We start from the raw sequence: 24,829 nt of genomic DNA on the forward strand, positions 1-24,829 counted from the left end.
GTCATCACATGCGCGGCGAGTGCGTGGCGAAATACACGCCATGGGGCGAGCGGCCCACGGGGATCGTCTTGATCACCTTGCGCGTGGTCAAATCGATCACGGCCACTTTCTTGATCCAGCGCAATGTCACCCACATGGTCTTGCCATCGGGCGTGATTTCCATGCAGTCCGGGCCACCGGGCACGTTGATGGTGCCCACGTTTTCCAGGGTTTGCTGGTCGATGATGTTGATCGTGTTCGACACGCGGTTCGACACGAACGTCATGCGATTGTCACCCAGCGCGCGGAAATTATGCGTGCCGGCGCCCGCCTTGATGCGCTTGACGGTCTTTTGCGTGCGCCAGTCGATCACTTCCACGTAATCGCTGCCCATGATGCCGACCAGTAAATGCTTGCCGTCCGGCGTCATCGTGATGCCGGCCGGCGCCGGGCCGACGGGCATGGTCCATTTCACCGTCTGCGTGGCCAGGTCGATGGCGCTGACCTGGTTGCTGCCTTGCTGCGTAATGAACGCCATGCTGCTGTCGGCCGTGAAGGCCATGTGACTGGGCAGCTTCGGCAGCGGGATGCGCTTGGCCAGGGTCAGGTTCTTGCCGTCGTAGCGGTACAGGTCGATGCGGTCCAGGCGCAGCGAGTTCGAGATGAACCACTTCTGATCCGGCGAAAAGCCGATCTGGTAGGGGTCGAGGATGTTGCTGATGCGGCGCTGGATCTGGCCCGACACGGGGTCGAGGAAGATCAGCTCGTTGCCGACGGAACTGGCGACGATCAGCGACTTGCCGTCCGGCGTCTCCATCAGATGGTGCGGTTCCTTGCCGACGGCAAAGGTGGACAGGGGGGCGTAGGTTTTCTGGTCCAGCAGTTGCACCGTAGCATCACGGGAATTGAGCACCACCACCACTTCGGCTTGCGCCGTCGATATTGCGGAAACCAGGCACAGCGAGGAAAAAACAAGGCGGCGTAGACTGCGGAACATGGAAGAAATCACTGTTAAATACAAAACATGCATTTTACGTGGAACACTGTATTTATTGTGTGAATTCCCCCCTTAAATGCAAGCGGCAGCCACACTCGCCGTCATTTCCCCATTTTCCCCTGCGCCGGGCTTGGAATGGCGCTTTGCAACTCATTGCTCTACAATCTGTAGCTTTCATCGCCTACACAAGGATTATCATGACCACCACCACTACCGCTTCCGGCCTGCAATACACCGATACCGTCGTCGGCGAAGGCGCTGAAGCGCAAGCCGGCAACAATGTTGTCGTGCATTACACGGGCTGGCTGCAAAACGACGACGGCAGCGCCGGTTCGAAATTTGACTCGAGCAAGGACCGCAACGACCCATTCGAATTCCCGCTGGGCGCAGGCCGCGTCATCCAGGGCTGGGACGAAGGCGTGCAAGGCATGAAAGTGGGCGGCAAGCGCCAGCTGATCATCCCTGCGGCACTGGGCTATGGCGCACGCGGCGCCGGCGGCGTGATTCCACCGAACGCCACCCTGATTTTCGACGTCGAACTGCTGGGCGTATAAGAACCGAGCAGGCCGCGATCCATCGATTGCGCTTGGCGCCGCCCCTGTTCACGCAGCGGCGGCGCTTTTTGTTTTGAGTGTGTCCTCTAATGCACGGCGCGCTTTTTTCACTATGATGTCAGGCACTGCAGCACGCACGGTGGCCACTCCGCCGCACCTGCCGCACTTTTCCAGCGATTCCATCAGCACACAGGAGCCATCATGAGTTTACAAGAGCAATTCGACCAAGCGCAGCTCGATTCCAAGACCCTGTCCGAGCGTCCGGACAATATGACCTTGCTGAAAATCTATGCCTTGTTCAAGCAAGCATCGAGCGGCGACGCCACGGGCGAACGTCCCGGCATGACCGACTTCGTCAACCGCGCCAAGTTCGACGCCTGGGCGGCCCTGGCCGGCACCTCGAAGGAAGAGGCGCAACAGCAATACATCGACCTGATCGAAGATTTGAAGGACTGATCATCCCCCTGCCCCGGCACAGCCCGGGGCAATGTTATTATTTCCGCATGACACCATCACCGATTTCCCTGGCCCATGCCGCCGACCTGCCCCGTTTGTTCGACGTCTGGCACCTGTCCGTACGCGCCACCCACGATTTCCTCGCCGACAGCGATATCGCTTTCCTCATGCCCTATGTTCGCGATGAGCTGGCCAGAGTGACGGCGGACCATCTGCTTCACGTGCTACGCGATGCCAACAGTGTCCCGTACGCCTTCCTGTGCGTCGAGCACGCCAAGATCGAGATGCTGTTCGTACATCCCGATCAACGCGGCAGCGGCGCCGGCCGCACGCTGGTCCGGTACGCCATCACGGCCTTGGGCGCCACGGCCGTCGACGTCAACGAGCACAACACGCAAGCGCACGGCTTTTACCACCACCTGGGTTTTATCGGGGAAAGCCGCTCGGAATGCGACCCCTTTGGCAAGCCTTTCCCCATTTTGCACCTGAAACTGGCCGAAAACGGCTAAAAACTCACCAAAAACCACCAAAACAGGCCGTTAACGCAAAAGTGGCTACCAAACCGGTAGCCACTTTTTTTACGCCTGTATCGGCCGTAATTTACTTTTTTGCCGCCGCCAGCGCTTGCGCGATCCAGCCGTCAAACTTTTGCTGGTGATACTTGATCCAGCCGGCCGTATGGCGGGCGATATCGGCCTGCGTGTTTTCGCCGCGGCGCATGCGCTCGTTCTGCGCATTGATGTCCGCCACGGGCAATTGCATCACTTCGAACAGCTTGGCCGCGGCCGGATTCTTCTCCGCCCAGGCCTTGTTCGATACGATGCGCGCCGTGTTGACGGCAAAACCGTAATCGCTGCCATCGTCGAGGCGGGTGTTCACCTTGTCCGGATTGGCCGAGAACGGCACTTTCAGCCAGACCACGTCCTTGCCCGGCACCAGCACGCCGCTGACCCAGTACGGCGTCCACGTGTAGTACAGGATCGGTTCGCCACGCTTGTAGCGGCCCAGGGTGTCGGCGATCAGGGCCGCATAGCTGCCCTGCACGTGCGTCACCGTCTCGCGCAGTTTGTACGCATCCATGTGGTTCTCGATCAGCGCTTCGCAGCCCCAGCCCGGGTTGCAACCCGTCAAGTCGGCCTTGCCGTCGCCATCGTGGTCGAACAGCTTGGCCAGGGTGGGATCGCGCAACTGGTCGATATTCGTGATGTTGTACTTTTCCGCCGTTGCCTTATCGATCAGATAACCTTGCGCGGCAGGCCCCGCATACTGGCCCGTGCGCAACAGCTTGGCGTCGCCGCCCGCATTGTTATAGAAATCCTTGTGCATCGGGTCCCAGTGCACGGCCATGAAGGTGGCGTCGCCGTTGGCGATGGCGATATGCGCGGTCGGATATTCCACTTCCTTGATCGGCTGCACTTCGTAGCCCAGCTTTTCCAGGGCCTTGTCGACCAGCATGGTCTGGAAGGTTTCTTCCGCGATCGAGCTTTGCAGCGGCTGCACCTTGACGCCCTTGCCGGGCAGCGCATCGGCGGCCGGCGCCTGCGCCATGGCCAGGCTGGTGGTCAGGGCCATGGCGGCGATCGCCAGGGCGGAAAACAGCTGGAACTTGCGCTGCGATTTTTGCGTCTCTTTAAAATGTGCGATTTGATGCATGTAAATCCTTTCTTATTGTGCGTTGGCCAGCGTTGCTTGCTGTTCAACATTATTTTTCTCCGTATTGCCGCGCACCAGGCGCAGCACGAAACCGGCGGGACCCGTCTGGTACCAGTGACGCACGCCGCGGCGTGGCTGGCCCATCGCTTGCGTCAAGCGGTCCAGGGTGATGGCCAGCAGCACGATGCCCAGGCCGCCCACGGTTGCCAGGCCCATGTCCAGGCGGCCGATGCCGCGCAATACCATCTGGCCCAAGCCACCCACGGCGATCATCGAGGCGATCACGACCATCGACAGCGACAGCATCAGCGACTGGTTGATACCGGCCATGATGGACGGCATGGCCAGCGGGAATTGCACGCGGGTCAGCAGCTGCCACGGCGAGGCGCCATACGCGCGGGCCGCTTCGATCAGGTCCGGACGCACCTGGCGGATGCCGAGGTTGGTCAGGCGCACCAGCGGCGGCAGGGCAAAGATGATCGTCACGATCACGCCCGGCGCATTACCGATACCAAACAGCATCACCACCGGCACCAGGTAGACGAAGGCGGGCGTCGTCTGCATGGCGTCGAGCAAGGGGCGCAGGATATTCTGCGCGCGATCGCTGCTGGCAAGGAAAATACCGAGCGGCAAACCGATGGCCAGGCAGAAGGCCAGCGACGTCAACACCAGCGACAGGGTGGTCATGGCTTCCGGCCAGATGCCCAGCATCGACACGAGCAGCAGCGCCAGCACGGTGCCGATGGCCAGGGTGCGGCTCGTGAATTGCCACGCCAGCAAGCCGATGATGGCGATCACCGTCAGCGACGGAGCGGCCAGCAGCACACCTTCCACGCCGGACAGCACGCTGTCGATCGGCGCGCGCACGGCCTGGAAGAAGGGGCGGAAATGCGCCACGACCCAGCCCAGGCCCTGGTTGATCCAGCTTTCCAGCGGCAGCGAGCCGTCGAAAATCTGCGTCAGGTGAAAGCCGGTCGCGTGTTCCGGCTGCACGGCAGGCGCGGCGGCGTCCAGCCAGGCGGTGCTGGCGTCGGTGGGCGGCGTCAGCGCCCAGGGATTGATCTGGACGGCCTGTTCAACAACAGGTTCTACTGTGGAAACGGTACTTGGGTTCATGCTTGTCCTTTCTGTTGTTGTTCGGCAATGGCTGGCGTGTCGCGGTCGAGGAACTTCAGCAAGGTCGTCTTGCTGATGGCGCCGCGGAAGCTGCCGTCATTGGCCACCACAGGGACGGCGTAAGGCAGTTGCGCCACCTGGCCGAACAGGCCGGCGACGGGCTCGTCTGCATCGATGGTCTGCACGTCGGGCAGATAGGCATGGGCCAGGCCCAGCGGACCCACATGGCCGTCGAGCGCACTGCGCAGCGAATCGGCCGAGACGACGCCGAGGAACTTGCGCTGCGGATTGACGACATACGCAAACGCGCGATCCTGCTCTTCCAGCATCGACAGCGCGGCGCGCGAACCGCGGCTCGGCGACTCGGACACGACGATCTGGCTCTTGCGGGCGATGTCGCTGGCCTTGAAGACGGCCGCCGCATCGACGCCGCGCACGAAGTTGCGCACGTAATCGTTGGCCGGCTTGCGCAGGATTTCTTCCGGCGTACCCACCTGCACCACGTGACCATCTTTCATGATGGCGACGCGGTCGCCGATGCGCATGGCTTCGTCGAGGTCATGCGAAATGAAGACGATGGTGCGGCGCTTGATTTGCTGCAAACGCAGCAGTTCCGATTGCATTTCCGTACGGATAATCGGATCGAGCGCGGAAAATGCTTCATCCATCAGCAGAATCGATGGATCGCACGCCAGCGCACGGGCCAGGCCCACGCGCTGCTGCATGCCGCCCGACAATTCGTCGGGATAGCTGGCGCCGTAGCCGTCCAGGCCCACCTGCTCCAGCGCTTGCTGGGCCAGCGCATGGCGCTCGGCTTTCGGCATGCCGGCCAGTTCCATGCCGAAGGCAGTGTTGTCGAGCACAGTAATTTGCGGCAGCAGCGCGAACGACTGGAACACCATGCTGATGTCCTTGCGGCGCAGGGCCCGCAGCTGGGCGTCCGGCAGGGTGTTGATGTCGTTGCCGTCGATCAGGATGCGGCCGGCGGTGGGCTCGATCAGGCGGTTCAGCATGCGCACCAGGGTCGACTTGCCCGAACCGGACAGGCCCATGATGACGAAGATCTCGCCCGCTTCAATGGTAAAGGTGGCGTCGAAGACGCCGATGGTGCAGTCGGTCTTGGCCAGGATGTCCTGCTTGCTGGCGCCCTGACGGACGAGTTCAAGTGCTTCTTCTGGCTTGTCGCCGAACACTTTGAACACATGGTCGATAATGATTTGTTTTGCCACGATGTGGTTCTCCCTCGATTTGACGAATGGATTGAAACCCAGCAAGCTGCCAGCTTGCGGCGGGAATCAGCAAACCCTGTTGCGTCGGCTACGCCACGGCGCGCAATGCGCACGGGAGCGACAGGAAACAGGGGGTGACACGCGTGTGACCAGCGGATGGCCAAAGCCGGTGCCGGGGTGCCGTGTGCGTGCTAAAAGAGGCTGTGGTTCAGGACTTTTAACAACGCTAGCGCCATGCAAATACATGGCACCAAATGTATTTGACCGAAAAAAAATCGACCAAGCTACTTTTAAACTGGATGCGGGTGTAAAACCCGAAGAATTATTCACCACTCAGCGAGCGGAGAGTACTGCGAAGCAGAAGGTGAAACGCGGTGTAGCTGTTGTAAATATGACTCAAGTATAACGCAAAAAGCCATCAAAGTCCAATGGCTTTCCAAATAGAAATGTGCTAGCAATGTTCGCCAGCGTACAGTCAGACGTAAAAAAGGCGAAAAGAGACGTGTTGTCATCGTCTTTTCGCCCATCGCCGCGACACGCTCCCTAGCATCAAACAGGGCGCCAGACAAGCGGGTGAAACGCCGTCAAGCTGACTCGGTAAACACCTTGCGCATCTTCTCGGCGATCTTGCCTTCAATCGTGGAGGCGAAGGCGCTGAGCATGAAGCCCAGCTTGATTTGCAGTTGCGCCTGCTCTTTTTCCAGGGTCAGCGAACCATCGACGCCACTGCGCTCGAAGCGCAGCACATCACCATCCCAGGCGCACGCCAGGTCATATTCCTGGGCCAGCTTGTCGGCCACTTGCTGCGCCGCTTCGCGCGCCTTTGCTGCTGTCAGCTTATGTTGCTGAACTATATTTATATCCGCCATCAAACGATCCTTTTATTATAAAAACGGGGGCAATACGGCCAGCATCATACCAGCCGCCATGCGGCGGGCACGACCGCAGCCGGCGCCGGGCGGCTAAAAAAGCCCGTCCTTCCCGCATGTCGTTTGCGCGCGATCAAACCGGACGCGCCGAAGCGGGATGACTATTCCAATTCCAGTTGCGCGTGTCTTGGAGAGCTACCATGGACCAGAAAGTCATCGTGCCGGTCGAAGCCGTACTGACCAAATGCGTGTCCCTGCCCGTCGGCTATGTCCCTACCCCCTCGGCGCCCTACCGCCAGCACCGCAAGAATGCGCAACTGACCCTGCAGCCGGGCCCGCCACGCCTGACGGAGGCAACGGTGCGCAACCTGGCCGCCGTGCCCGTCGGTTCACGCGTGCTGATCTGGAAGCAAGATCCGTCCGTCAGCGACCTGGGCACCCGTAAAGCCTTTTTGCCCGGTCTGATCCTGCAAGGCCCGCGCGACGCGCGCATCACGTTTGGCGAACCGGGCATCGCGCAGGTCAGCCCGAATGCCTTCGGCGACTTCATCGTCTCCCCCAACACCGACCAGTTCGACGCCGTGCACACGTTTGCCATCGTGCGCATGACGCTCACCATGTACCAGCGCGCGCTGGCCAGCAACGACACGGCGCCGCCCCTGCCCTGGCAATGGAACAGCGCCAGCAATACGGCACCGCTGCGCGTGTTCCCGCATGGCTTGCCCAACGTCATGAATGCGTATTACAGCCGCAGCGACAAGGCGCTCAAGTTCGGCGACTTCATCCCCAGCGGCGCCACCGAGCGCGTCTACACCTGCCGCTCGCTCGACATCGTCTCGCATGAAACGGGGCACGCCGTGCTCGATGGGCTCAAGCCGAATTGGCTGCTCAGCAACAATCCGCCGCAAACGGGCGGCTTGCACGAATCGTTCGGCGACCTGACGGCCATCTTCCTGGCCCTGTCGCAGCTGGACCAGGTGGAAGCGGTGATCGCGCAAACGAAATCCGACCTGCACGACAAGACCTTCCTGGCCGACCTGGCGGAACAGTTCGGTCTGGCGCTGGGCCGGCCGAACGGCTTGCGCAATGCCGACAATGACATCAAATTGTCCGAAGCGGGCACGGAAGTGCACGCCATCTCGCAAGTATTTACGGGCGCCATCTACGACATCCTGGCCGACATCTTTGCCCACGAACGCCAGCCCCAGCTGGAAGACGACGCGGCCGTGCTGCACCGCTGCGGCGATTACCTGCGCAGCCTGGTCCTGCGCGCCCTGGTGGCATCGCCCGACCAGGCCGCCACCTATGCCGATGTGGCCGGCCACATGCTGACGATCGCCCAGGCCGATGGCAATGGCGCCTACCTCGATTTCATCCGCAACAGCTTTACCGTGCGCGAAGTGCTCAAGGCCAATGCCATGACGGAGGATGGGCAAATGACGTTTGCCCCCGATATCGTCGACGAAGACGGCGCCGTGCAAGACCGGCGCGCCTGCTGCGGTACCATGAACCATGCGGAATACAGCGAATCGGACCAGTTGCTCGAAGCGGAACGCGAAGCGCTGGCGGCCTGGTGCCGCAGTTACGGTCCCCGGTAAACAGCCCCATATAAGGCAGCGCACCGGCGCGTCCGCTTCAGGCCAGCCGCACCAGCGGCAGGCCATGGCGCGGCCCACACCACCCACAACAGCAAGGAGCAGCATGAAAATTTCAGCCCGCAGCAGCGGCGGCTTTGCCGGCCTGAGCGAACAGTACGAGATCGATACGCAAGCCCATCCGGCTGGCCCCCACCTGGAAGCGGCGCTGGCCAGCAGCGGCTTTTTCACGCATCCGCAGGCCACGGATGAACAGGTGGGCGCCGATATTCCCCACTGGCAGATCACCGTCGATGCGCCCACCGCGCGCCGCACCATCACATTTGCCGAGGATGGCAGTGCTGAAAATGCACGGTGGCAGCAATTGCTGACGCAAATACGCGCCAGCGCCTGATTGTTGCGGCACTTATTTGTGCCGATCTTGACTTGAGTAAAACAAAAACACCACACGGCAAGCCAGCACGTCACCCGCCCTGCCCTCTGCAGTATCGGGCGACTGTCGCGTTCTTGCCGCGTTCTTCATGGCAACGTCACGGATAGTCGCTGAACTGCCCGCTCTGCGCGGCAATGCGACTACCAAAAAATGAATTTGCTTATATGTATTGTATATAAGCGGGATTTGTGAGAAATAGCGAATTGCCTTAAAATACAATGCTTTGCTTTAGTATGCGCCGCCGAGGTTCCTGCAGGCGCTACAGCACCTCCCCCCAAATTGATAGGACTGTTATGACCCACGTTGTCACCGAATCCTGCATCGCCTGTCGCTATACCGACTGCGTCGATGTCTGCCCGGTAGATTGTTTCCGGGAAGGCCCGAACTTCCTGGCAATCGATCCGGACGAATGTATTGACTGCGCCGTCTGCGTGGCAGAGTGCCCGGTGAACGCGATTTTCGCGGAAGAGGACGTGCCGGGCGACCAGCAAGCCTTCATCAAGATCAACGTCGATCTGGCCCGTAACTGGCCTTCGATCACCAAGACGAAGGCTGCCTTGCCGGAAGCCGAGCAATACAAGGACGTCAAGGACAAGCTCGACATGCTGGTGCGCTAAACGCACGGCAGCTGCGGCGGCAATTCCGGCGGGGATGGATACTCTTCCCCGCAGGGGCGTGGCGACAAAGAACAGACAAAAAGCAGCGGAAACGCTGCTTTTTTTGCTTTTAAAGCATCGTTGCAGGTCTATCCACGTTACTGTGGCGCGCTGTCACAAGTATGCGCAAACTGTGGACCTATGCGCGGTAAAGCACATTTTGTCCTCAACAAATATCGTAAAATTGGATTATGATATTTGAGCCGATATTGGCGCTTGGAATCAAACAAGGACTCTATATGCTTTACCAACTGCACGAACTGCAACGCTCTTTCCTCACTCCGGTGATGCAATGGGCAGACATGTCCTCCAAGTTATTTACCAACCCGGTTTCTCCACTGGCCCACACCCCGTTTTCGCAACGCATCGCAGCCGGCTACGAGCTGATGTACCGCCTTGGCAAAGACTACGAAAAACCACAATTCGATATCAAATCCGTTCTCGTCAAAGGCGAGAGCGTCGACATCCGCGAACACGTTGTCGTGACAAAACCGTTTTGCCGCCTGATTCACTTCAAAAAAGAAGCCACTGGCTTGCAACAGCCCAAAGTTTTGCTGGTTGCCCCCCTGTCCGGTCACCACTCGACCCTGCTGCGCGACACCGTGCGCGGCTTGCTGGCCGAGCACGATGTCTACATCACCGACTGGACGGACGCGCGCATGGTACCGCTGACGGAAGGCCCGTTCCACCTCGATGACTACATTTATTATGTGCAGGAATTCATCCGCCTGCTCGCGCCTGATTTGCACGTGATTTCCGTCTGTCAACCGACCGTGCCCGTGCTGGCGGCCATCTCGCTGATGGCGACGGCAAAAGATCCGCACATGCCGAAAACCATGACGATGATGGGCGGCCCGATCGACCCGCGCCGCTCGCCTACGCAAGTGAACAACCTGGCGACGGAAAAGAAATTCTCGTGGTTTGAAAACACCGTGATCTACGCGGTGCCGCCGAACTACCCGGGCTTTGGCCGCAAGGTGTATCCGGGCTTCCTGCAGCACGCCGGCTTCATCGCCATGAACCCGGGCCGCCACGCGCAAAGCCACCGCGAGTTCTACATGCACCTGGTGACGGGCGATGACGAGCCGGCGGAAGGCCACCGCCAGTTCTACAACGAGTACAACGCCGTCCTGGACATGCCGGCCGAGTACTACCTGGAAACCATTAAAACGGTTTTCCAGGAATTCAGCCTGCCGAAGGGTACGTGGAAAGTGGGCGGCCAGCTGGTGCGTCCGCAAGACATCACGAACGTGGCGCTGTTCACCGTGGAAGGCGAGCTGGACGATATTTCCGGCGCCGGCCAGACGCAGGCGGCGCATGATCTGTGTTCCGGCATCCCTGCCGACATGCAGCAAGATTTCGTGGCGCCAAAATGTGGCCATTACGGCATCTTCTCGGGCCGCCGCTGGCGCGAGATCATTTGCCCGAAGATCGGTGAATTCATCCAGAAGCATTCCTGATCCGGAGTGTTTCCAGCAAAACGCCACGCCAGCTTCAACTGGCGTGGCGTTTTTTTATGTCCCGCTCACGCGCGCTCGATTTTCACCGTCGGGCGCGTATTGACAAAGATTTGCTCGACCCTTGGCTCGCCCGGCCCCGGCTTCTTCATCGCATAGCCATTCACGGGCTGCGAACGGTTCACCCACAGCGCGTAATACAGGTGGTCGGCGCGCGGATCTTCCGTATTCGGGTGGATCAATATCGTCAGTCCCAGGCTGTTGAGCTGCAGCCATGGCACGATCACCGATATCAGGTCATTGCTAAAGCCAAAGTAAAACGACGGCGTCACGTGCGGGCCGCGCGGCTCCAGGTTCCAGTCGCCCAGCTCGATCCGAAAGCGCTCGGCCGCCCACTTGCGTATCAGCGCCGCCTTCTGGTAATTGTCTTCGTCAAAATAGATATGCGCGTGATAGCTCTCGATATCCGTATAGGCACGTGGTGCCGACGGCAAGGTTTCCTCGCCGGGCCGCACGCTGACGGGACGCGGCGTGGGCGCCGTATCCGTATGCTCGCCCCATGGACTTTTGCCGGGCGCCGGTTTCGCGCGCTTGACGGCGCCCTCCTGTGCCAGGGACGTCCCCGCCAGGCCGGAGGCGGCCAGCGCCGCCACCAGACCGCCGCCGCGTAAGACCGTGCGGCGTTGCGGAGAAAGGAGATTCGCCCATTCCAGATCGATGGCGGCGTGTTGTTTTTTGTCAGACATAGGATTTCCTGTTCTTGATGATCGGTAGAGGGATGCGGTAAATCAGAACGAGACGGTGGCGCGGGCGTAGTAATAGCCGCCCAGCACACCCAGCGGTCCCGAGTTGTCATACGCGCCCGTGTACTGCGCCAGATTCGCGGCGCTGCGCGCCTCGCGTGGCACCTGGCTCGGTTTCTGGTCGAAGACATTGTTGGCGCCCACCGTCACGTTGATGCGCTTGCTGACGTCGTAGCCGACGCTGACATCCGTCACGAAGGCCGCCTTCAGCTGGTAATCGCCGCCCATGATGGCGTTCAGGCGCTTGAGCTTGCCGTAGCGCGTTTCGCGTACATTGAATGTCCAGCCGGCTTTTTCATACGCCAGCGTGAGGATTTCCTTGTCGCGCGGGGCCCGGTACAGCAAGTCGTACTCGGCCGACTTGCTCAGGGTGCCGATGTTCGGCAAGCCTTGCAGCACGGCGGGAAGTTCCGCCTTGCCCACCAGGCTCGTATGGTTGAAATTCGCGGCCGCCGTCCAGCGCAGCTTGCCATCGGCCACGCGCAAGACATCCTCGGCCGTCAAGTCGACGCCGCGCGTGCGCGTGTCGCCCACGTTGGCAAAATAATGCGCGACGAGGCCATTGCCCACCGTCAGTCCCGCCGAACGCAGCAGGTTTTCAATGACGCCCGCTTGCGCCGCGGTCAGCGGCCGGCCGCTGCCATCGAGCGCCACGCCCGAGCTGCGATCGATGCCGATGTTCGACGATACGCCCAGGCGGTCGCTGACCCTGATTTGATACGCGTCAACGGCCAGGCGCAGGGTCGGCGTGGGATTGAAGGTCAGCCCGGCCGACAGATTCGTCGATTTTTCCGGTTTTAATGCTTGCGCACCCAGGGCCCGCGCGGCAGCGGAATTGGGCTGCGCCAGGGTGTAGGGCACGCCAGCATGGTCGGACGTGTTCGAATACGATTGCGTCACCAGGCTAGGCGCATGGAAACCGTTGCTGACGGTGCCGCGCACGGCGACCGTGGGCGTGAGGTCATAGCGGGCCGATAAACGACCCGTCGTCTTGTTGCCGAAATCGGAATACTTTTCGGCACGCAAGGCCGTGTCGAGCAGCCATTGCGGCGTCAGTTTGGCGCCCAGGCCGATATACGCCGCATAGCTGTGGCGCGCCGTGTCGGACGCATCGACGGGCAGGTAGCCTGCCAGCGCCGACGAACCGCTGCCCTGCCAGGAAGCGGGTTCACCCGGGCTGCGCTGCTGCGTTTCATGCGAGTACTCGAGACCGACGCTGAGGTCGGCCGGTTCGCTTAAGCCCAGCTGCACGGGGCGGCGCGCGTCCGCATTCGTCGTCGAGCGGCTGTAGCGCTGATTGCCGATGTCAAAATCCGTCTTGCCGCCCGGATAAGTCAGCGAGTAGTTGGCCGAGTGCTCCACGCCCACGTCGATATCGTCGCGTCCGTAGGTGCTGCTGATATCCCAGCTCCAGCCGGCCGTCTCGCCTTTGATGCCGCCCGTCAAGGAAAAGTCGTTTTCGCTCGTCGTTTCATATGGCGTGAAGCCGTCGGGATACACGGCCAGCAAGCCTTTGTTGTTATTGAAAATAGTATTGGGCAAGCGGAAATTCTGCGCCGAGCGGGCATTGCGGTGCGCGTAGGTGCCGAAACCGTACAGTTGCACCTCGTTCGACAGGTCATAGCCGAGATTGGCGCTGAGCGAGGCGGTCGTACTTTGCGGCACACCCGTATTGCGCCACGGATTGCTGTTGCGCGTCGCGTCGGCCGGGTTCGGCGACGCGCCGGCCGGCAAGCTGTTGTTCGGCCCCAGTTTGACCAGCTGGCCATCGCTGTTGCGCACGGCCGGATACGACAGATAGGCGGGATTCAAGCCGAAATTGCGCACGGCGATACCCTGGCGCTGGACTTCGGCGTCGAAGTGGGCAAAGCCGTGTTCGCCCAGGCGCGTGCCGCCATCGATGCGCGCGGAACCGTTCGTGCCGTCGCCCGCGTAGGTCGAGCCGAGTTGCGTGCTCAAGCTGCCCTTGTCATCCGCTTTCAGGATGATGTTGATGACGCCGGCGATGGCGTCGGAACCGTAGATGGCCGAGGCGCCGTCGCGCAGGATTTCCACGCGGGCGATGGCGCCTGTGGGGATCAGGGCCAGGTCGGTGGCGACGGAACCGGGAAAGCCATCTTCATTGACGATGGCCGTCGTATGCCGGCGCTTGCCGTTGACCAGCACCAAGGTATGCGACGGGTCGAGGTTGCGCAGCTGGCCGGCGCGCACGATGCTGCCCAGGTCGGGCTGCACGCGGGCAGGCAAGTTAAACGATGGCAAGGCCGTATCGAGCGCGTCGAGCAAGTTCAGTTTACCGGTCGCCTGCAATTGCTGCGCGCTGATCACGTCGATCGGCGCGGCACTGTTGGCTACCGTGCGGCCCGTGCCGCGCGCGCCCGTGACGATGACGGCATCCAGCGGCCCGCCAGCCAGCGCGCCAGCGCCGTCCGGCGTGGCTTGCGCACGGGCCGCGCCAGGCGCAGCCAGCACGAGCACGGCCAGCGAGACGGCGTGCGCCAATTGCCGCAAACGGGGGACGGGTTCTTGCTTGTGAATCAATTCCGGCATACGAAAACATCCTTTCAAAGTCGTCAACACAGTGGCTGCAGACTAAAGGATGGACAAACAAACAAGAACGAATGGTTTCGTATTTAGATATTTCGTTTTGGCAACTAACAACAGTGCCGCGGCGCGTCAGGGGGAGGATGGGGCCGTCGCCAGGCTCTGGTCGAGCCGCTTCCAGTAATCGCGTTCGAGGCGGGCCGTATCGATATCGCGCGCCGCCTCGTTGAAGCGCTTTTGCCGCGCCGCCCCCTCGGCATCACGCTGGAAGCACACGTGCACAGGGCGCTCCTTGAAGACGGTATCGATGACGGCGATGCGTTCCCGTTCGGCCTTGCTGAAATTGCGTCCCATCAGCAAGTGCTGCAGGACATGGCGTTCGATGACGATCACGCGGTAGCGCTTGATCAACAGTTTCTTCAGGTTCGTCGCATCGTTCAAACCCTCTTCCGTCTTCAGCTCGCCGCGCGCCACCATGCCATCGAATTGCTCCCCATTCGAATAGCCGGCCACGGTACCGATGCGCAGCTGGCCCAGATCGGCCAGAGTGGCACCGGGCACGCCATCCTCCTTCAGGTAGGCCAGCACACCTTGCGTGTTGCCAACCGGAACAGAAAAATGGCAGAGTTTTTCCCGTTCGGGCGTGCGCCAGACGGCCAGGAAACCGGCGTAGCGGGGACTGGCCAGGCCAAACTGCATGGCGCGCTTCCATGGAAAATACTCATATTTGACGACGTAGCCCATGCGTTCGAAGATGGCGCTGACCATGGCGCCCGACATGCCGTCGGCAGGCAGGCTACGGGAAATGAAGGGCGGCCAGTCTTCCGCCGCGAAACGGACGATGCGCGAGCCGGCAGAGCCCGGCACCGCCATGGGGGAACCAGCCTGCCCGTGTGCAAGGGCAAGTGTAGAGGACATGAAGAAACAGAAGGGCAAACCAACTGTCCGGAGGAAACGCATGTTTTGCTCCTATGGCCTGGCGCGCATTGCAATGCAGGCGCGGCAACAGGACTGGCGGTCGGCTTTTTTTGATCACTACCTTGATAAAAATCATGCTCCCACAAAAAAAAGAAATTGCAAAGTTGTTTATTTGCACTTTGACATTCCCAGGGGAAATAAAATACGATTGCGGCGCGCCTGCAACAGCCGGCCCTGGCACCCGCTATCCCCTCCTACAAAACAGGTTTTTACTTGTGCGCGCGCCGGATGGCCGATAATGGCGTTTTACCGTGGAAGATGACCGTGCCGCACCCTGCCCCTCCCTCACTTGCCGACCAGATCGAAGACTTGCTGCCGCAAACGCAATGCACCAAATGCGGCTACAACGGCTGCCGCCCGTATGCGGAAGCGATTGCCGCAGGCAATGCCGACATCAACCAGTGCCCGCCGGGCGGCGCGCAGGGCATCGTGCGCCTGGCCGGCTTGCTGGGCAAAAAAGTCATTCCGCTCAATCCCGTCAACGGCCTCGAACGTCCGCGATCTGTCGCCTATATCGACGAATCGCTGTGTATCGGCTGTACCCTGTGCATCCAGGCCTGTCCCGTGGACGCCATCGTCGGCGCCGCCAAGCAGATGCATACGGTGGTCACCAGCCTGTGCACGGGCTGCGACCTGTGCGTGGCACCGTGCCCCGTCGACTGCATCGTCATGTACCCCGTCAGCGGCGACGCCACGGGCTGGGATGCCTGGAGCCAGATGGATGCCGACGACGCGCGCGCGCGCCACGATTTCCGCACGCAGCGGCTGCGCCGCGAAGCCGAGGCCAACGACGCGCGCCTGGCCGCCAAGGCCGTCGCCAAGATGCAGGAAGTGACGCAGGAAGTGCCCGTCACGCCAGATGAACTGGCGGAGAAGGAGCGCAAGCGCGCCATCATCGCCGCCGCCATGGAGCGCGCGCGCGCCAAGGCCGCCGCCAGCACGGACACCGCCCCGCCCGCCCCCACGACACCGAAAAAAGACGCATGAACGCCGCCAAACGCCTGGAAATCTTTACGCGCTTCCGCGCCGCCAACCCTTCCCCGAAAACGGAACTCGAATACACGACGCCGTTCGAGCTGCTGATCGCCGTGCTGCTGTCGGCGCAGGCAACCGACGTGTCCGTCAACAAGGCCACGCGCCTGCTGTATCCGGTCGCCAATACGCCGGCCAAGATACTGGCGCTGGGCGTCGACGAGCTGGCCAGCTACATCCGCACCATCGGCCTGTTCCGCACCAAGGCGAAGAACGTCATCGCCACCTGCCAGATCCTGCTGGAACAGCACGGCGGCGAAGTGCCGCGCGACCGCGCTTCGCTGGAAGCCTTGCCCGGCGTGGGCCGCAAGACGGCCAACGTGGTCATGAACACGGCGTTTGGCGAACCGACCATGGCCGTCGACACGCATATCTTCCGCGTCTCGAACCGCACGGGCATTGCACCGGGCAAGAATGTCGATATCGTCGAACAGAAACTGCTGAAATTCATACCCAAGGAATTCCTGCACGACGCCCACCACTGGCTCATCCTGCACGGCCGCTACACCTGCACGGCGCGCAAGCCGCAATGCTGGAACTGCATGATCGCCGACCTGTGCGATTACAAGGACAAGTCGCCGATGCCGGCCGTGGTGTAAAGCAATGGCCCGAATAGGGCCGATGGAGTGGTGGCGTCGGATTACGCGCGACGCGCTAATCCGACCTACAGCAAGACCATATTGTCGCGGTGGATCAGCTCATGGCCTTCCATGTAGCCGAGGATGGACTCGATCTCGGTGGACGGCTTGCGCATGATGCGGCGCGCTTCGCCGCTCGTGTAGTTCGACAGGCCGCGCGCCACGGGCACGCCATCCGCATCGACGCAGGTGATGACGGCGCCGCGGCCAAATTCGCCGTTCACGCCCGTCACGCCGATCGGCAGCAAGGATTTGCCTTCCTGGCGCAGCTTTTGCACGGCGCCCGCGTCCAGCACGACGGCGCCGGCCGTATGCAGATGATCGGCCATCCACTGCTTACGTGCCGTCAATTGGCCCGTTTGTGCACGCAACTCCGTGCCGATCGCTTCACCCTGGGCGAGGCGGCTGAGCACGTCGCTGTCGCGCCCCCAGGCGATGATGGTGTGGGCGCCGGACTTCGCGGCGCGCTTGGCGGCGAGGATTTTCGTCAGCATGCCGCCGCGCCCCAGGCTGGAGCCCGCGCCGCCCGCCATCGCTTCCAGGGCCGGATCGCCGGCGATGCCTTGCGTGATCAGGTAGGCACTCGGGTCCTTGCGCGGGTCGGCCGAGAACAGGCCGTGCTGGTCCGTCAGGATGACAAGCGCATCGGCCTCGATCAGGTTGGCCACCAGGGCGCCCAGGGTATCGTTGTCACCGAACTTGATTTCATCGGTGACGACCGTGTCGTTTTCATTGATGATGGGCACGACGCCCAGGCGCAGCAGGGTCGTCAGAGTCGAGCGGGCGTTCAGGTAGCGTTCGCGGTCGGCCAGGTCGGCATGCGTGAGCAGCACTTGCGCCGTGCCGAGGCTGTGGGCGCGGAAGCTGCTTTCATAGATTTGCGCCAGGCCCATCTGGCCCACGGCGGCGCAAGCCTGCAATTCGTGGATATCGGTGGGGCGCTGCTCGAAACCGAGGCGCAGCATGCCTTCGGCGATGGCGCCGGAACTCACCAGCACGACTTCCTTGCCGAGGGCGCGCAAGCCGGAAATCTGCGCGGCCCAGCGGGCGATGGCGGCATGGTCGAGTCCGCGGCCATCGTTGGTGACCAGCGAGGAGCCGACTTTGATGATGATGCGGGTAGCTTTTTGAATCACGGAATCCATGGGGCGGCGCTCTTCACTTAATAGACGTCAGCGCGCAGGACGCAGCAGCAGCAAGGCCAGCCCCGCCGTCAGCTCCATTGCGCACATGAACAACACAAAACCCTGGGGCAAGCCGAAGCTGATGGCCGCAAACAAACGGCCGGCGGGCTGCGCCAGGACCAACATTGCAGTGATATCGCCGAGGACAGGCGGTTCGCCCTGCCGTGCCGCGAACAGCGCCAGGAGCGCGGTAGCGCCCCAGACACCGACATGGGAAGCGTAGAACTGGCTGTAGCCATCGACGCCATTGAGGAAGATGCCCATGCCGGCCGCCATTTCATCGGCGAACAACAGACAGGCGACCGCGCTCAGCCCGTAAGCATACGCGATCAGATGCAATACCCGGCGCTGCCACGCTTGCTTGCGTGCGGACGCGGCAGCGACCGTCTGTACCGACATCAGGGTAAGGCGCTTAGTCGAGGATCTTGAAACGCGGATCATCCGGGTCGATCGACGAGATACCGCGTGCTTCTTCGGTCATCTGCGTTTCTTCGGCACGGCTTTCGCTGTGTTTCTTCTCTTCCAGATGCTGGTAGATGGCATTGACCAGTTCCGGGCAACCCTGATGGTTCAGCGCGGAAATCTCGAAGACGGGACCTTTCCAGGCGAAACGCTTGAGGAAGTCCTTGACGATCTTCTTGCGCTCTTCTTCCGGCACCATGTCAAGCTTGTTCAACACCAGCCAGCGCGGCTTGTCGACCAGCGACTCGTCGTACTTTTTCAGCTCCTTGACCAGCGCCTTGGCTTCCTTGACAGGATCGACGTTGGTTTCGAACGGCGCCAGGTCGACGATGTGCAACAGCAGACCCGTGCGCTGCAAGTGGCGCAGGAATTGATGGCCCAGGCCCGCACCTTCGGAAGCGCCTTCGATCAAGCCGGGAATATCGGCGATCACAAAGCTCTTCTCGTGCGACACGCGCACCACGCCCAAGTTCGGGTGCAGGGTGGTAAACGGATAATCGGCGATCTTCGGACGCGCGTTCGAGACGGCCGAAATGAAGGTCGACTTGCCGGCGTTCGGCATGCCCAGCAGGCCCACGTCAGCCAGCACCTTCAGTTCCAGGCGCAGTTCGCGGCGTTCGCCTTCCTTGCCCTCGCCTTTTTGGCGCGGTGCGCGGTTGGTCGAGGACTTGAAGTGGATATTGCCCCAGCCGCCTTCGCCGCCCTTGGCCAGCAGTTCGATCTGGCCGTGTTCGGTCAAATCGGCCAGGATTTCGCCGCTCGCGTTGTCGATGATCAAGGTGCCGACCGGCATGCGCAGGTGGATGTCATCGGCGCCCTTGCCATAGCAATCCGCGCCACGGCCAGGCTCGCCATTGCGAGCCTTGTGCATTTTGGAGAAACGGAAATCGACGAGCGTGTTGATATTGCGGTCGGCAACGGCCCAGATGGACCCGCCCTTGCCGCCATCGCCGCCATCGGGACCGCCGAAAGGCCGGAATTTTTCACGGCAGAAAGATGCGCAGCCGTTGCCGCCATCGCCCGCGATGACTTCGATTTTTGCTTCGTCGATAAACTTCATAATTTTGCCGCCATAAAACTAAAAAGGCTCTACCTTGGGCAGAGCCTTTCGATTGAAGGCTTGCGCCTTACATCATGCGATCATTGCGGAGCGAACTGGCGCTCCGCGATGAATTACGCTGGTACTGCTTCGTTTGGTACAACGGTCACGAATTGCTTCGAGCCGGCACCTTTGACAACGAACTTCACTTTGCCCGCGATCAGCGCGAACAACGTGTGGTCCTTGCCCATGCCTACGCCTTCGCCGGCGCGCACTGGGGTGCCGCGTTGACGAATGATGATGCCGCCAGCATTGATAGCTTGGCCGCCGTAGACTTTAACGCCCAGACGTTTTGATTCTGAATCACGGCCGTTTCGCGTTGTGCCGCCGCCTTTTTTATGTGCCATTTAAGACTCCTTGATAGCTGATTATGTAGACAAACTGCGTCAAACAGCGGCGATTAGCCGTTGATCGAAACGATTTGGATTTCGGTAAAATTCTGGCGATGGCCTTGATGCTTTTGGTAGTGCTTACGACGACGCATCTTGAAAATTTTGACCTTATCATGGCGACCATGCGCCACAACCGTAACCAGTACCGTTGCACCTTCGACCAATGGAGCACCAAACTTGATGCTGTCGCCCGCGCCTACTGCGAGAACTTGATCGATGGTGATTTCGGAACCAATGTCTGCCGGTATCTGTTCTACTTTAAGTTTTTCGCCAGCGACAACTTTGTATTGTTTGCCACCGGTTTTTATGACCGCGTACATGATTTGAAACCTCATCAAATGTTGAAAGAATTTGTCCCACTGTCACGCAAAGCAAGCCGTACACAACAGGGGGAACCAGCGATTATACACGGACTGAGAAATTGCGTCAAAAACTATTCACAAAGCTTGACGATCGTGGTATGTCGACAACCTGGCCATCATGTCAGGCTTGCGCCAGGCGGACAGGAAAACGCGCGCCAGTGCCAACAAGATCAATCAATTGCTCTACAGCCATAGGCAAACGTCACGCACGCGCAAGCCTTGTCGTATAATCGCGGCACCCACAATCTAATGCAGGTTCGCCTTGTCTGACGCTAACAAACACGTTAACCAAAACACCATCGTGCAAACGATTGCCGCCGATATGGACGCAGTCAATACGGTGATCCGCCAAAAGTTGCACTCCGATGTGATTCTGATCAACCAGATCGCGGAATACATCATCAGCGCAGGCGGCAAACGCATCCGTCCCGTGCTGATTTTGCTGGTGGCCAATACCCATGCCTATCACGGCACGGCGCACCATGAACTGGCCGCCGTGGTCGAATTCATCCATACCGCCACCCTGCTGCACGATGATGTCGTCGATGAATCGTCGATGCGCCGCGGACGCCAGACGGCCAACGCCCTGTTCGGCAATGCCGCTTCGGTGCTGGTGGGCGACTTCCTGCACTCGCGCTCGTTCCAGCTGATGGTGTCGCTGAATAATATGCGCGTCATGCAAATCCTCTCCGACGCCACCAACGTGATCGCCGAAGGCGAAGTGCTGCAATTGCTGAACATGCACGATCCGGACGTGACGCAGGAAAGCTATTTGAACGTCATTCGCTCGAAGACGGCCAAGCTGTTCGAAGCGTCGGCGCAACTGGGCGCCCTGATCGCCGGCGCCAGCGAAGACGATATCGAAGCGGCTGCCGAATACGGTCGCTCGCTGGGCACGGCTTTCCAGCTGATCGACGACGTGCTCGACTATGCAGGCGACGCCGCCGAAATCGGCAAGAACGTGGGCGACGACTTGCGCGAAGGCAAACCAACCATGCCGCTGATCTGGCTGATGGAAAACGGCACCCCGGAGCAACGTGAACTGGTGCGCAGCTGCATCGAGCAAGGCGACGAACAGCATTTCGATGCCATCCTGGCCGCCATCACCAATAGTGGCGCCCTCGACTACACGCGCAAGCAGGCGGAAATCGCCGGCCAGCGCGCCGCCGATGCCATCGCCGGCTGGCCCGACAGCGTCTACAAGCAATCCATGCTGCAACTGTGCTCGTTTGCCGTGGACCGCAATCACTGATCGCGTTGTACTTATATGCAATACAAAACGGCGCTACTGGCGCCGTTTTTTTATGTCCCGCTCATTTCACCGGCTTGCCGTCGGCGCCGACCACGGCCTGACCATCTTCCTTGGCAAATGCTCCTTGCTGCGGCAGCGGCAAAATCTCCAGCACCTTTTCCGACGGCCGGCACAGACGCACGCCCAGTTCCGTGACGACGATGGGGCGGTTGATCAGAATAGGATGGGCTTGCATGGCGTCCAGCAGGGCCGCGTCTGGCAAGTCAGGATTGGCCAGGCCCAACTCGTCGTACAGGGCGCCCTTGTCGCGCATGACGGCGCGCACGGACAGGCCCGCGCGGGTGATCAGGTCGACCAGCTCCTCACGCGTCGGCGGATGCTTGACGTAATCGATGATGACGGGCTCCACGCCCGTGTTGCGGATCAGGGCCAGGGTATTGCGCGAGGTGCCGCACGCCGTGTTGTGATAGATCGTGATCGTCATGTCGTGATGTCCTTTACATTGGGTTCGCTGACGCAGCAAGGGGCGCCGGCGCAGCAGTTCTCGGTCAGGAAGGCCAGCAAGCCGTTCATGCCCGCATAATTGGCCGCGTAGATGATGGAACGGCCCGTCTTGCTCGCCGTCACCAGATTGGCGTGCGCCAGTTCCTTCAGGTGAAACGACAGGGACGAGGGCGCGATCGCCAGCGCGTCGGCGATTTTCGTCGCGGCCATGCCTTGCGGCCCCGCTTGCACCAGCAGGCGGAACACGGCCAGCCGCGATTCCTGCGCCAGCGCGGCCAGTGCCACGATGGCGGAGGCACTCGTCAGCGGTGTCGCCCCGTTCGCTATTGTCTTTTCATTTTCCATACTTCAATAATAGTCGAATTATTGAATAATCTCAAGCGCGATGTCTTACGTAACCCAGCGCACCGACCGTCGTGGCCTATCGGTCTACCTTGATGAAAAATCATTGCGATTGGCTTACCATGACACGCTCAACCCCGCTCAACATCCTCGGCTGGAGCCTGGCCGCCCTGCTCGCCCTGGTCGCCATCGTGGCCATCTTCGTGCTGACCTTCGACTGGAACCGCGCCCGTCCCTACATCAACGAGAAGGTATCGGAAAGCACGGGCCGCAGCTTCGTCATCGGCGGCGACCTGCAGGTGACATGGAAGCAGGGCCTCAAAACGGAACCGGGCTGGCGCCGCTACGTGCCGCGGCCTGTCATCAGCGCCCACGACGTGCGCATGAGCAACCCGGACTGGGCCACGGCCGGCCCGCAACTGGCCAGCGCCAGACGCATCGACATGGCCATCCACCCGTTGCCCCTCTTGCAGCACCGCGTGGTGCTGACAGACCTGGCGCTCGACACACCCAATATCGCCCTGCAGCGGCGCGCCGACGGCAGCAACAACTGGACCTTGAAGGATAACGGTCCTTCGGCATGGGACGTGGAAATCCAGCGCATGGCCTTCGCCGACGGCGCCATCCGCTACCTGGACGAAGGCATCGCCCTGGACGTGCACGCCAAGGTCAGCTCGACGGCACCGGACGCCACGCCGAGCGATGCGTCAGGCAACGCGCCCGTACAGAAATACGGCATCGAATTTACCCTCGGCGGCAGCTACCGCAAGGCGCCCGTGACGGGTGGCGGCAAGGCGGGTGCCGTGCTGTCCCTGACCGACAACAACACCGTCTATCCCGTGCAGGCGCATGCCGTGCTGGGCAAGAACAAGACCAGCATCGATGGCACCCTGACCGACCCGCGCTCGCTGTCCGGCATCGATTTACAGCTGAGCCTGGCCGGCGCCAGCATGGCCGATCTGTACCCGCTGACGGGCCTGCTGCTGCCGGAAACGCCGGACTACGCGACCAAAGGTCGCCTGCTGGGCAAGAAGGATGGCGCCAGCTGGAACTGGACCTATCAGAACTTCAAGGGCACGGTGGGCCGGAGCGACCTGGCCGGCACCCTGCAGTATTTGCCGCGCCAGCCCCGCCCCCTGCTGCGCGGCGAAGTGACGTCGCAGCAGCTACGCCTGGAAGACCTGGGCCCCACCATCGGCGCCGACAGCAATGCCAAGAAACAGGCGCGCGGCAAGGCGCCCGTGCAGCCCGATAATAAAGCCTTGCCTGTGGAACAGTTCAACACGGCGAAATGGGATGCGCTCGACGCCGACGTGAAATTCACGGGCAAGAAACTCGTACGCACGCACGATATCCCGCTCAACGACATCGTCGCCAACATCCACATGAAAGACAAGGTGCTGAGTCTGACGCCGCTCAACTTCGGCATGGCCGGCGGCGACATCACCTCGAATATCACGCTCGACGGCCGTCAAAAGACCATCGCTGCGCAAGCCAAGGTGGCGGCGCGCCACCTCAAGATACGCGAACTGTTTCCCAAGCTGCAATCGATGCAGGCGAGCTTCGGCGAAGTGTATGGCGATGCGGCGCTGACGGGCCACGGCAATTCCGTTTCCGCCATGCTGGCCAGCGCGAATGGCGAGCTGGCGGCCACCGTCAGCGAAGGCTCCGTCAGCCAGTTCATGCTGGAACTGGCTGGCCTGAACCTGGCCAACGCCGTCTTCGTGAAAATCTTTGGCGACAAGCAAGTCCACCTGAACTGCCTGGCCAGCGATTTCGCCGTCACGAATGGCCAGGCCGACGTGCGCCGCTTCGTGCTCGACACGGACACGGCCGTGGTGAACATCACGGGCAACGTCAACCTGGCAAACGAAACCCTGAACCTCGACGTGCGCCCCCGCACCAAGGGCGCCCGCATCATCACCCTGCGCACGCCGCTGTATGCGAAAGGCACGTTCAAGAACCCGGACGTGGGCCCGCAAAAAGGCCCGCTGGCATTAAAGGCCGGCGCCGCCGTGGCCCTGGCCACCGTCGTCACGCCGCTGGCCGCCCTGCTGCCGCTGGTCAACGTCGACAAGGCCCCCGACACGGATTGCGCCGCTGTCATGGCGCAAGCGAACGCCACGCGCAAGGCCCCCACTTCGCCGGCCACGAATGCACCGGCGAAAAAGGTCAGCGAAGCGGACATCAACAAGGCGCAGCAGGAAAAGAAATAGACCTTGATGCAGCCGCTTGAAACCCGC

General features: G+C 61.1%; 27 protein-coding genes. 12 read left to right on the top strand and 15 right to left on the bottom strand.

Features of this window, described 5'->3' with window-relative positions:
• Nucleotides 1–4: 4 nt before the first annotated feature.
• The gene (locus AC0V2Y_RS12460; protein WP_475414393.1) at nucleotides 5–976 is read right to left on the bottom strand and encodes a YVTN family beta-propeller repeat protein; all 972 of its coding nucleotides are present in this window, start codon (nucleotides 974–976) and stop codon (nucleotides 5–7) included.
• A 197-nt stretch (nucleotides 977–1,173) separates the two neighbouring features.
• Between AC0V2Y_RS12460 and AC0V2Y_RS12465 the strand changes: the two genes are divergently transcribed.
• The 3 genes from AC0V2Y_RS12465 (at nucleotide 1,174) to AC0V2Y_RS12475 (ending at nucleotide 2,495) form a co-directional block, all read left to right on the top strand.
• Nucleotides 1,174–1,530, top strand: coding sequence for an FKBP-type peptidyl-prolyl cis-trans isomerase (locus AC0V2Y_RS12465; RefSeq protein ID WP_475414394.1), 357 nt, complete (start codon nucleotides 1,174–1,176; stop codon nucleotides 1,528–1,530).
• A 201-nt stretch (nucleotides 1,531–1,731) separates the two neighbouring features.
• The gene (locus AC0V2Y_RS12470) at nucleotides 1,732–1,986 is read left to right on the top strand and encodes an acyl-CoA-binding protein (RefSeq protein ID WP_071325159.1); all 255 of its coding nucleotides are present in this window, start codon (nucleotides 1,732–1,734) and stop codon (nucleotides 1,984–1,986) included.
• Nucleotides 1,987–2,033: 47 nt separating this feature from the next.
• Nucleotides 2,034–2,495, top strand: a complete 462-nt coding sequence (locus AC0V2Y_RS12475; protein WP_475414395.1) for a GNAT family N-acetyltransferase — start codon at nucleotides 2,034–2,036, stop codon at nucleotides 2,493–2,495.
• A 91-nt stretch (nucleotides 2,496–2,586) separates the two neighbouring features.
• Here AC0V2Y_RS12475 and proX read toward each other — a convergent pair whose 3' ends face one another.
• The 3 genes from proX to proV are packed head-to-tail and all read right to left on the bottom strand — an operon-like array spanning nucleotide 2,587 to nucleotide 5,984.
• The gene (gene proX / locus AC0V2Y_RS12480) at nucleotides 2,587–3,639 is read right to left on the bottom strand and encodes a glycine betaine/L-proline ABC transporter substrate-binding protein ProX (protein WP_475414396.1); all 1,053 of its coding nucleotides are present in this window, start codon (nucleotides 3,637–3,639) and stop codon (nucleotides 2,587–2,589) included.
• Between the two features lie 12 nt (nucleotides 3,640–3,651).
• Entirely contained in the window at nucleotides 3,652–4,755 is a 1,104-nt protein-coding gene (proW, locus tag AC0V2Y_RS12485; RefSeq protein WP_475414397.1) for a glycine betaine/L-proline ABC transporter permease ProW, read from the bottom strand.
• Nucleotides 4,752–5,984, bottom strand: coding sequence for a glycine betaine/L-proline ABC transporter ATP-binding protein ProV (gene proV / locus AC0V2Y_RS12490; RefSeq protein ID WP_070219346.1), 1,233 nt, complete (start codon nucleotides 5,982–5,984; stop codon nucleotides 4,752–4,754). Before proV ends, proW begins: the two co-directional genes overlap by 4 nt.
• 244 nt (nucleotides 5,985–6,228) lie before the next feature.
• Between proV and AC0V2Y_RS12495 the strand changes: the two genes are divergently transcribed.
• Nucleotides 6,229–6,390, top strand: a complete 162-nt coding sequence (locus AC0V2Y_RS12495) for a hypothetical protein (RefSeq protein WP_162995550.1) — start codon at nucleotides 6,229–6,231, stop codon at nucleotides 6,388–6,390.
• A 178-nt stretch (nucleotides 6,391–6,568) separates the two neighbouring features.
• Here the strand turns inward: AC0V2Y_RS12495 and AC0V2Y_RS12500 are convergent, their stop codons facing one another.
• The gene (locus AC0V2Y_RS12500; protein WP_475414398.1) at nucleotides 6,569–6,853 is read right to left on the bottom strand and encodes a polyhydroxyalkanoic acid system family protein; all 285 of its coding nucleotides are present in this window, start codon (nucleotides 6,851–6,853) and stop codon (nucleotides 6,569–6,571) included.
• 200 nt (nucleotides 6,854–7,053) lie between these two features.
• On the opposite strand from AC0V2Y_RS12500, the gene AC0V2Y_RS12505 reads away from it, so the two are divergent.
• The 4 genes from AC0V2Y_RS12505 (at nucleotide 7,054) to AC0V2Y_RS12520 (ending at nucleotide 10,997) form a co-directional block, all read left to right on the top strand.
• Nucleotides 7,054–8,451 carry a gluzincin family metallopeptidase gene (locus tag AC0V2Y_RS12505; RefSeq protein ID WP_099410296.1) on the top strand — a complete coding sequence of 466 codons (1,398 nt, stop codon included), beginning with the start codon at nucleotides 7,054–7,056 and terminating at the stop codon, nucleotides 8,449–8,451.
• 103 nt (nucleotides 8,452–8,554) lie between these two features.
• Nucleotides 8,555–8,842 (top strand): protealysin inhibitor emfourin, encoded by a 288-nt coding sequence (locus tag AC0V2Y_RS12510; RefSeq protein WP_475414399.1) that lies wholly within the window; start codon nucleotides 8,555–8,557, stop codon nucleotides 8,840–8,842.
• 332 nt (nucleotides 8,843–9,174) lie between these two features.
• On the top strand, nucleotides 9,175–9,498 hold the full coding sequence (gene fdxA / locus AC0V2Y_RS12515; protein ID WP_010395176.1) for a ferredoxin FdxA: 324 nt from the start codon (nucleotides 9,175–9,177) through the stop codon (nucleotides 9,496–9,498).
• Nucleotides 9,499–9,776: 278 nt separating this feature from the next.
• The gene (locus tag AC0V2Y_RS12520; RefSeq protein ID WP_152256545.1) at nucleotides 9,777–10,997 is read left to right on the top strand and encodes a polyhydroxyalkanoate depolymerase; all 1,221 of its coding nucleotides are present in this window, start codon (nucleotides 9,777–9,779) and stop codon (nucleotides 10,995–10,997) included.
• Between the two features lie 65 nt (nucleotides 10,998–11,062).
• Here the strand turns inward: AC0V2Y_RS12520 and AC0V2Y_RS12525 are convergent, their stop codons facing one another.
• From AC0V2Y_RS12525 to AC0V2Y_RS12535, 3 genes are all read right to left on the bottom strand, one after another.
• Nucleotides 11,063–11,740, bottom strand: a complete 678-nt coding sequence (locus AC0V2Y_RS12525; protein WP_475414400.1) for a DOPA 4,5-dioxygenase family protein — start codon at nucleotides 11,738–11,740, stop codon at nucleotides 11,063–11,065.
• Nucleotides 11,741–11,782: 42 nt separating this feature from the next.
• Nucleotides 11,783–14,347: a TonB-dependent receptor plug domain-containing protein gene (locus AC0V2Y_RS12530; RefSeq protein WP_475414401.1), complete on the bottom strand. Its 2,565-nt coding sequence runs from the start codon at nucleotides 14,345–14,347 to the stop codon at nucleotides 11,783–11,785.
• 126 nt (nucleotides 14,348–14,473) lie between these two features.
• Nucleotides 14,474–15,214, bottom strand: a complete 741-nt coding sequence (locus AC0V2Y_RS12535) for a substrate-binding periplasmic protein (RefSeq protein ID WP_475414402.1) — start codon at nucleotides 15,212–15,214, stop codon at nucleotides 14,474–14,476.
• A 363-nt stretch (nucleotides 15,215–15,577) separates the two neighbouring features.
• On the opposite strand from AC0V2Y_RS12535, the gene rsxB reads away from it, so the two are divergent.
• Together rsxB and nth are read left to right on the top strand one after the other, a co-directional pair.
• Entirely contained in the window at nucleotides 15,578–16,306 is a 729-nt protein-coding gene (rsxB, locus tag AC0V2Y_RS12540; protein ID WP_475414403.1) for an electron transport complex subunit RsxB, read from the top strand.
• Nucleotides 16,303–16,950 (top strand): endonuclease III, encoded by a 648-nt coding sequence (gene nth, locus AC0V2Y_RS12545; protein ID WP_219133028.1) that lies wholly within the window; start codon nucleotides 16,303–16,305, stop codon nucleotides 16,948–16,950. The genes rsxB and nth overlap by 4 nt, the downstream gene beginning before the upstream one ends.
• A gap of 65 nt (nucleotides 16,951–17,015) precedes the next feature.
• Here nth and proB read toward each other — a convergent pair whose 3' ends face one another.
• The 5 genes from proB to rplU all read right to left on the bottom strand — a co-directional run bounded on the left by proB (nucleotide 17,016) and on the right by rplU (nucleotide 20,446).
• On the bottom strand, nucleotides 17,016–18,134 hold the full coding sequence (proB, locus tag AC0V2Y_RS12550; RefSeq protein WP_475414404.1) for a glutamate 5-kinase: 1,119 nt from the start codon (nucleotides 18,132–18,134) through the stop codon (nucleotides 17,016–17,018).
• A 27-nt stretch (nucleotides 18,135–18,161) separates the two neighbouring features.
• Nucleotides 18,162–18,572, bottom strand: a complete 411-nt coding sequence (locus AC0V2Y_RS12555) for a hypothetical protein (protein WP_475414405.1) — start codon at nucleotides 18,570–18,572, stop codon at nucleotides 18,162–18,164.
• Between the two features lie 13 nt (nucleotides 18,573–18,585).
• Entirely contained in the window at nucleotides 18,586–19,695 is a 1,110-nt protein-coding gene (gene obgE, locus AC0V2Y_RS12560; protein ID WP_071325171.1) for a GTPase ObgE, read from the bottom strand.
• 113 nt (nucleotides 19,696–19,808) lie between these two features.
• On the bottom strand, nucleotides 19,809–20,081 hold the full coding sequence (gene rpmA / locus AC0V2Y_RS12565; RefSeq protein ID WP_070219281.1) for a 50S ribosomal protein L27: 273 nt from the start codon (nucleotides 20,079–20,081) through the stop codon (nucleotides 19,809–19,811).
• A 53-nt stretch (nucleotides 20,082–20,134) separates the two neighbouring features.
• Nucleotides 20,135–20,446 (bottom strand): 50S ribosomal protein L21, encoded by a 312-nt coding sequence (gene rplU, locus AC0V2Y_RS12570; protein ID WP_034754730.1) that lies wholly within the window; start codon nucleotides 20,444–20,446, stop codon nucleotides 20,135–20,137.
• 304 nt (nucleotides 20,447–20,750) lie between these two features.
• On the opposite strand from rplU, the gene ispB reads away from it, so the two are divergent.
• Complete coding sequence (gene ispB / locus AC0V2Y_RS12575; RefSeq protein WP_475414406.1) at nucleotides 20,751–21,740, top strand: octaprenyl diphosphate synthase; 990 nt, start codon at nucleotides 20,751–20,753, stop codon at nucleotides 21,738–21,740.
• Between the two features lie 61 nt (nucleotides 21,741–21,801).
• On the opposite strand, the gene arsC is transcribed toward ispB, so the two are convergent.
• Both arsC and AC0V2Y_RS12585 read right to left on the bottom strand, forming a co-directional pair.
• On the bottom strand, nucleotides 21,802–22,224 hold the full coding sequence (gene arsC, locus AC0V2Y_RS12580) for an arsenate reductase (glutaredoxin) (protein ID WP_475414407.1): 423 nt from the start codon (nucleotides 22,222–22,224) through the stop codon (nucleotides 21,802–21,804).
• Nucleotides 22,221–22,589, bottom strand: coding sequence for an ArsR/SmtB family transcription factor (locus tag AC0V2Y_RS12585; protein WP_475414408.1), 369 nt, complete (start codon nucleotides 22,587–22,589; stop codon nucleotides 22,221–22,223). The genes arsC and AC0V2Y_RS12585 overlap by 4 nt, the downstream gene beginning before the upstream one ends.
• 119 nt (nucleotides 22,590–22,708) lie before the next feature.
• On the opposite strand from AC0V2Y_RS12585, the gene AC0V2Y_RS12590 reads away from it, so the two are divergent.
• The gene (locus AC0V2Y_RS12590; RefSeq protein WP_475414409.1) at nucleotides 22,709–24,802 is read left to right on the top strand and encodes an AsmA family protein; all 2,094 of its coding nucleotides are present in this window, start codon (nucleotides 22,709–22,711) and stop codon (nucleotides 24,800–24,802) included.
• Nucleotides 24,803–24,829 lie beyond the last annotated feature (27 nt).

It is taken from the genome of Janthinobacterium sp. BHSEK (genome assembly GCF_056174685.1).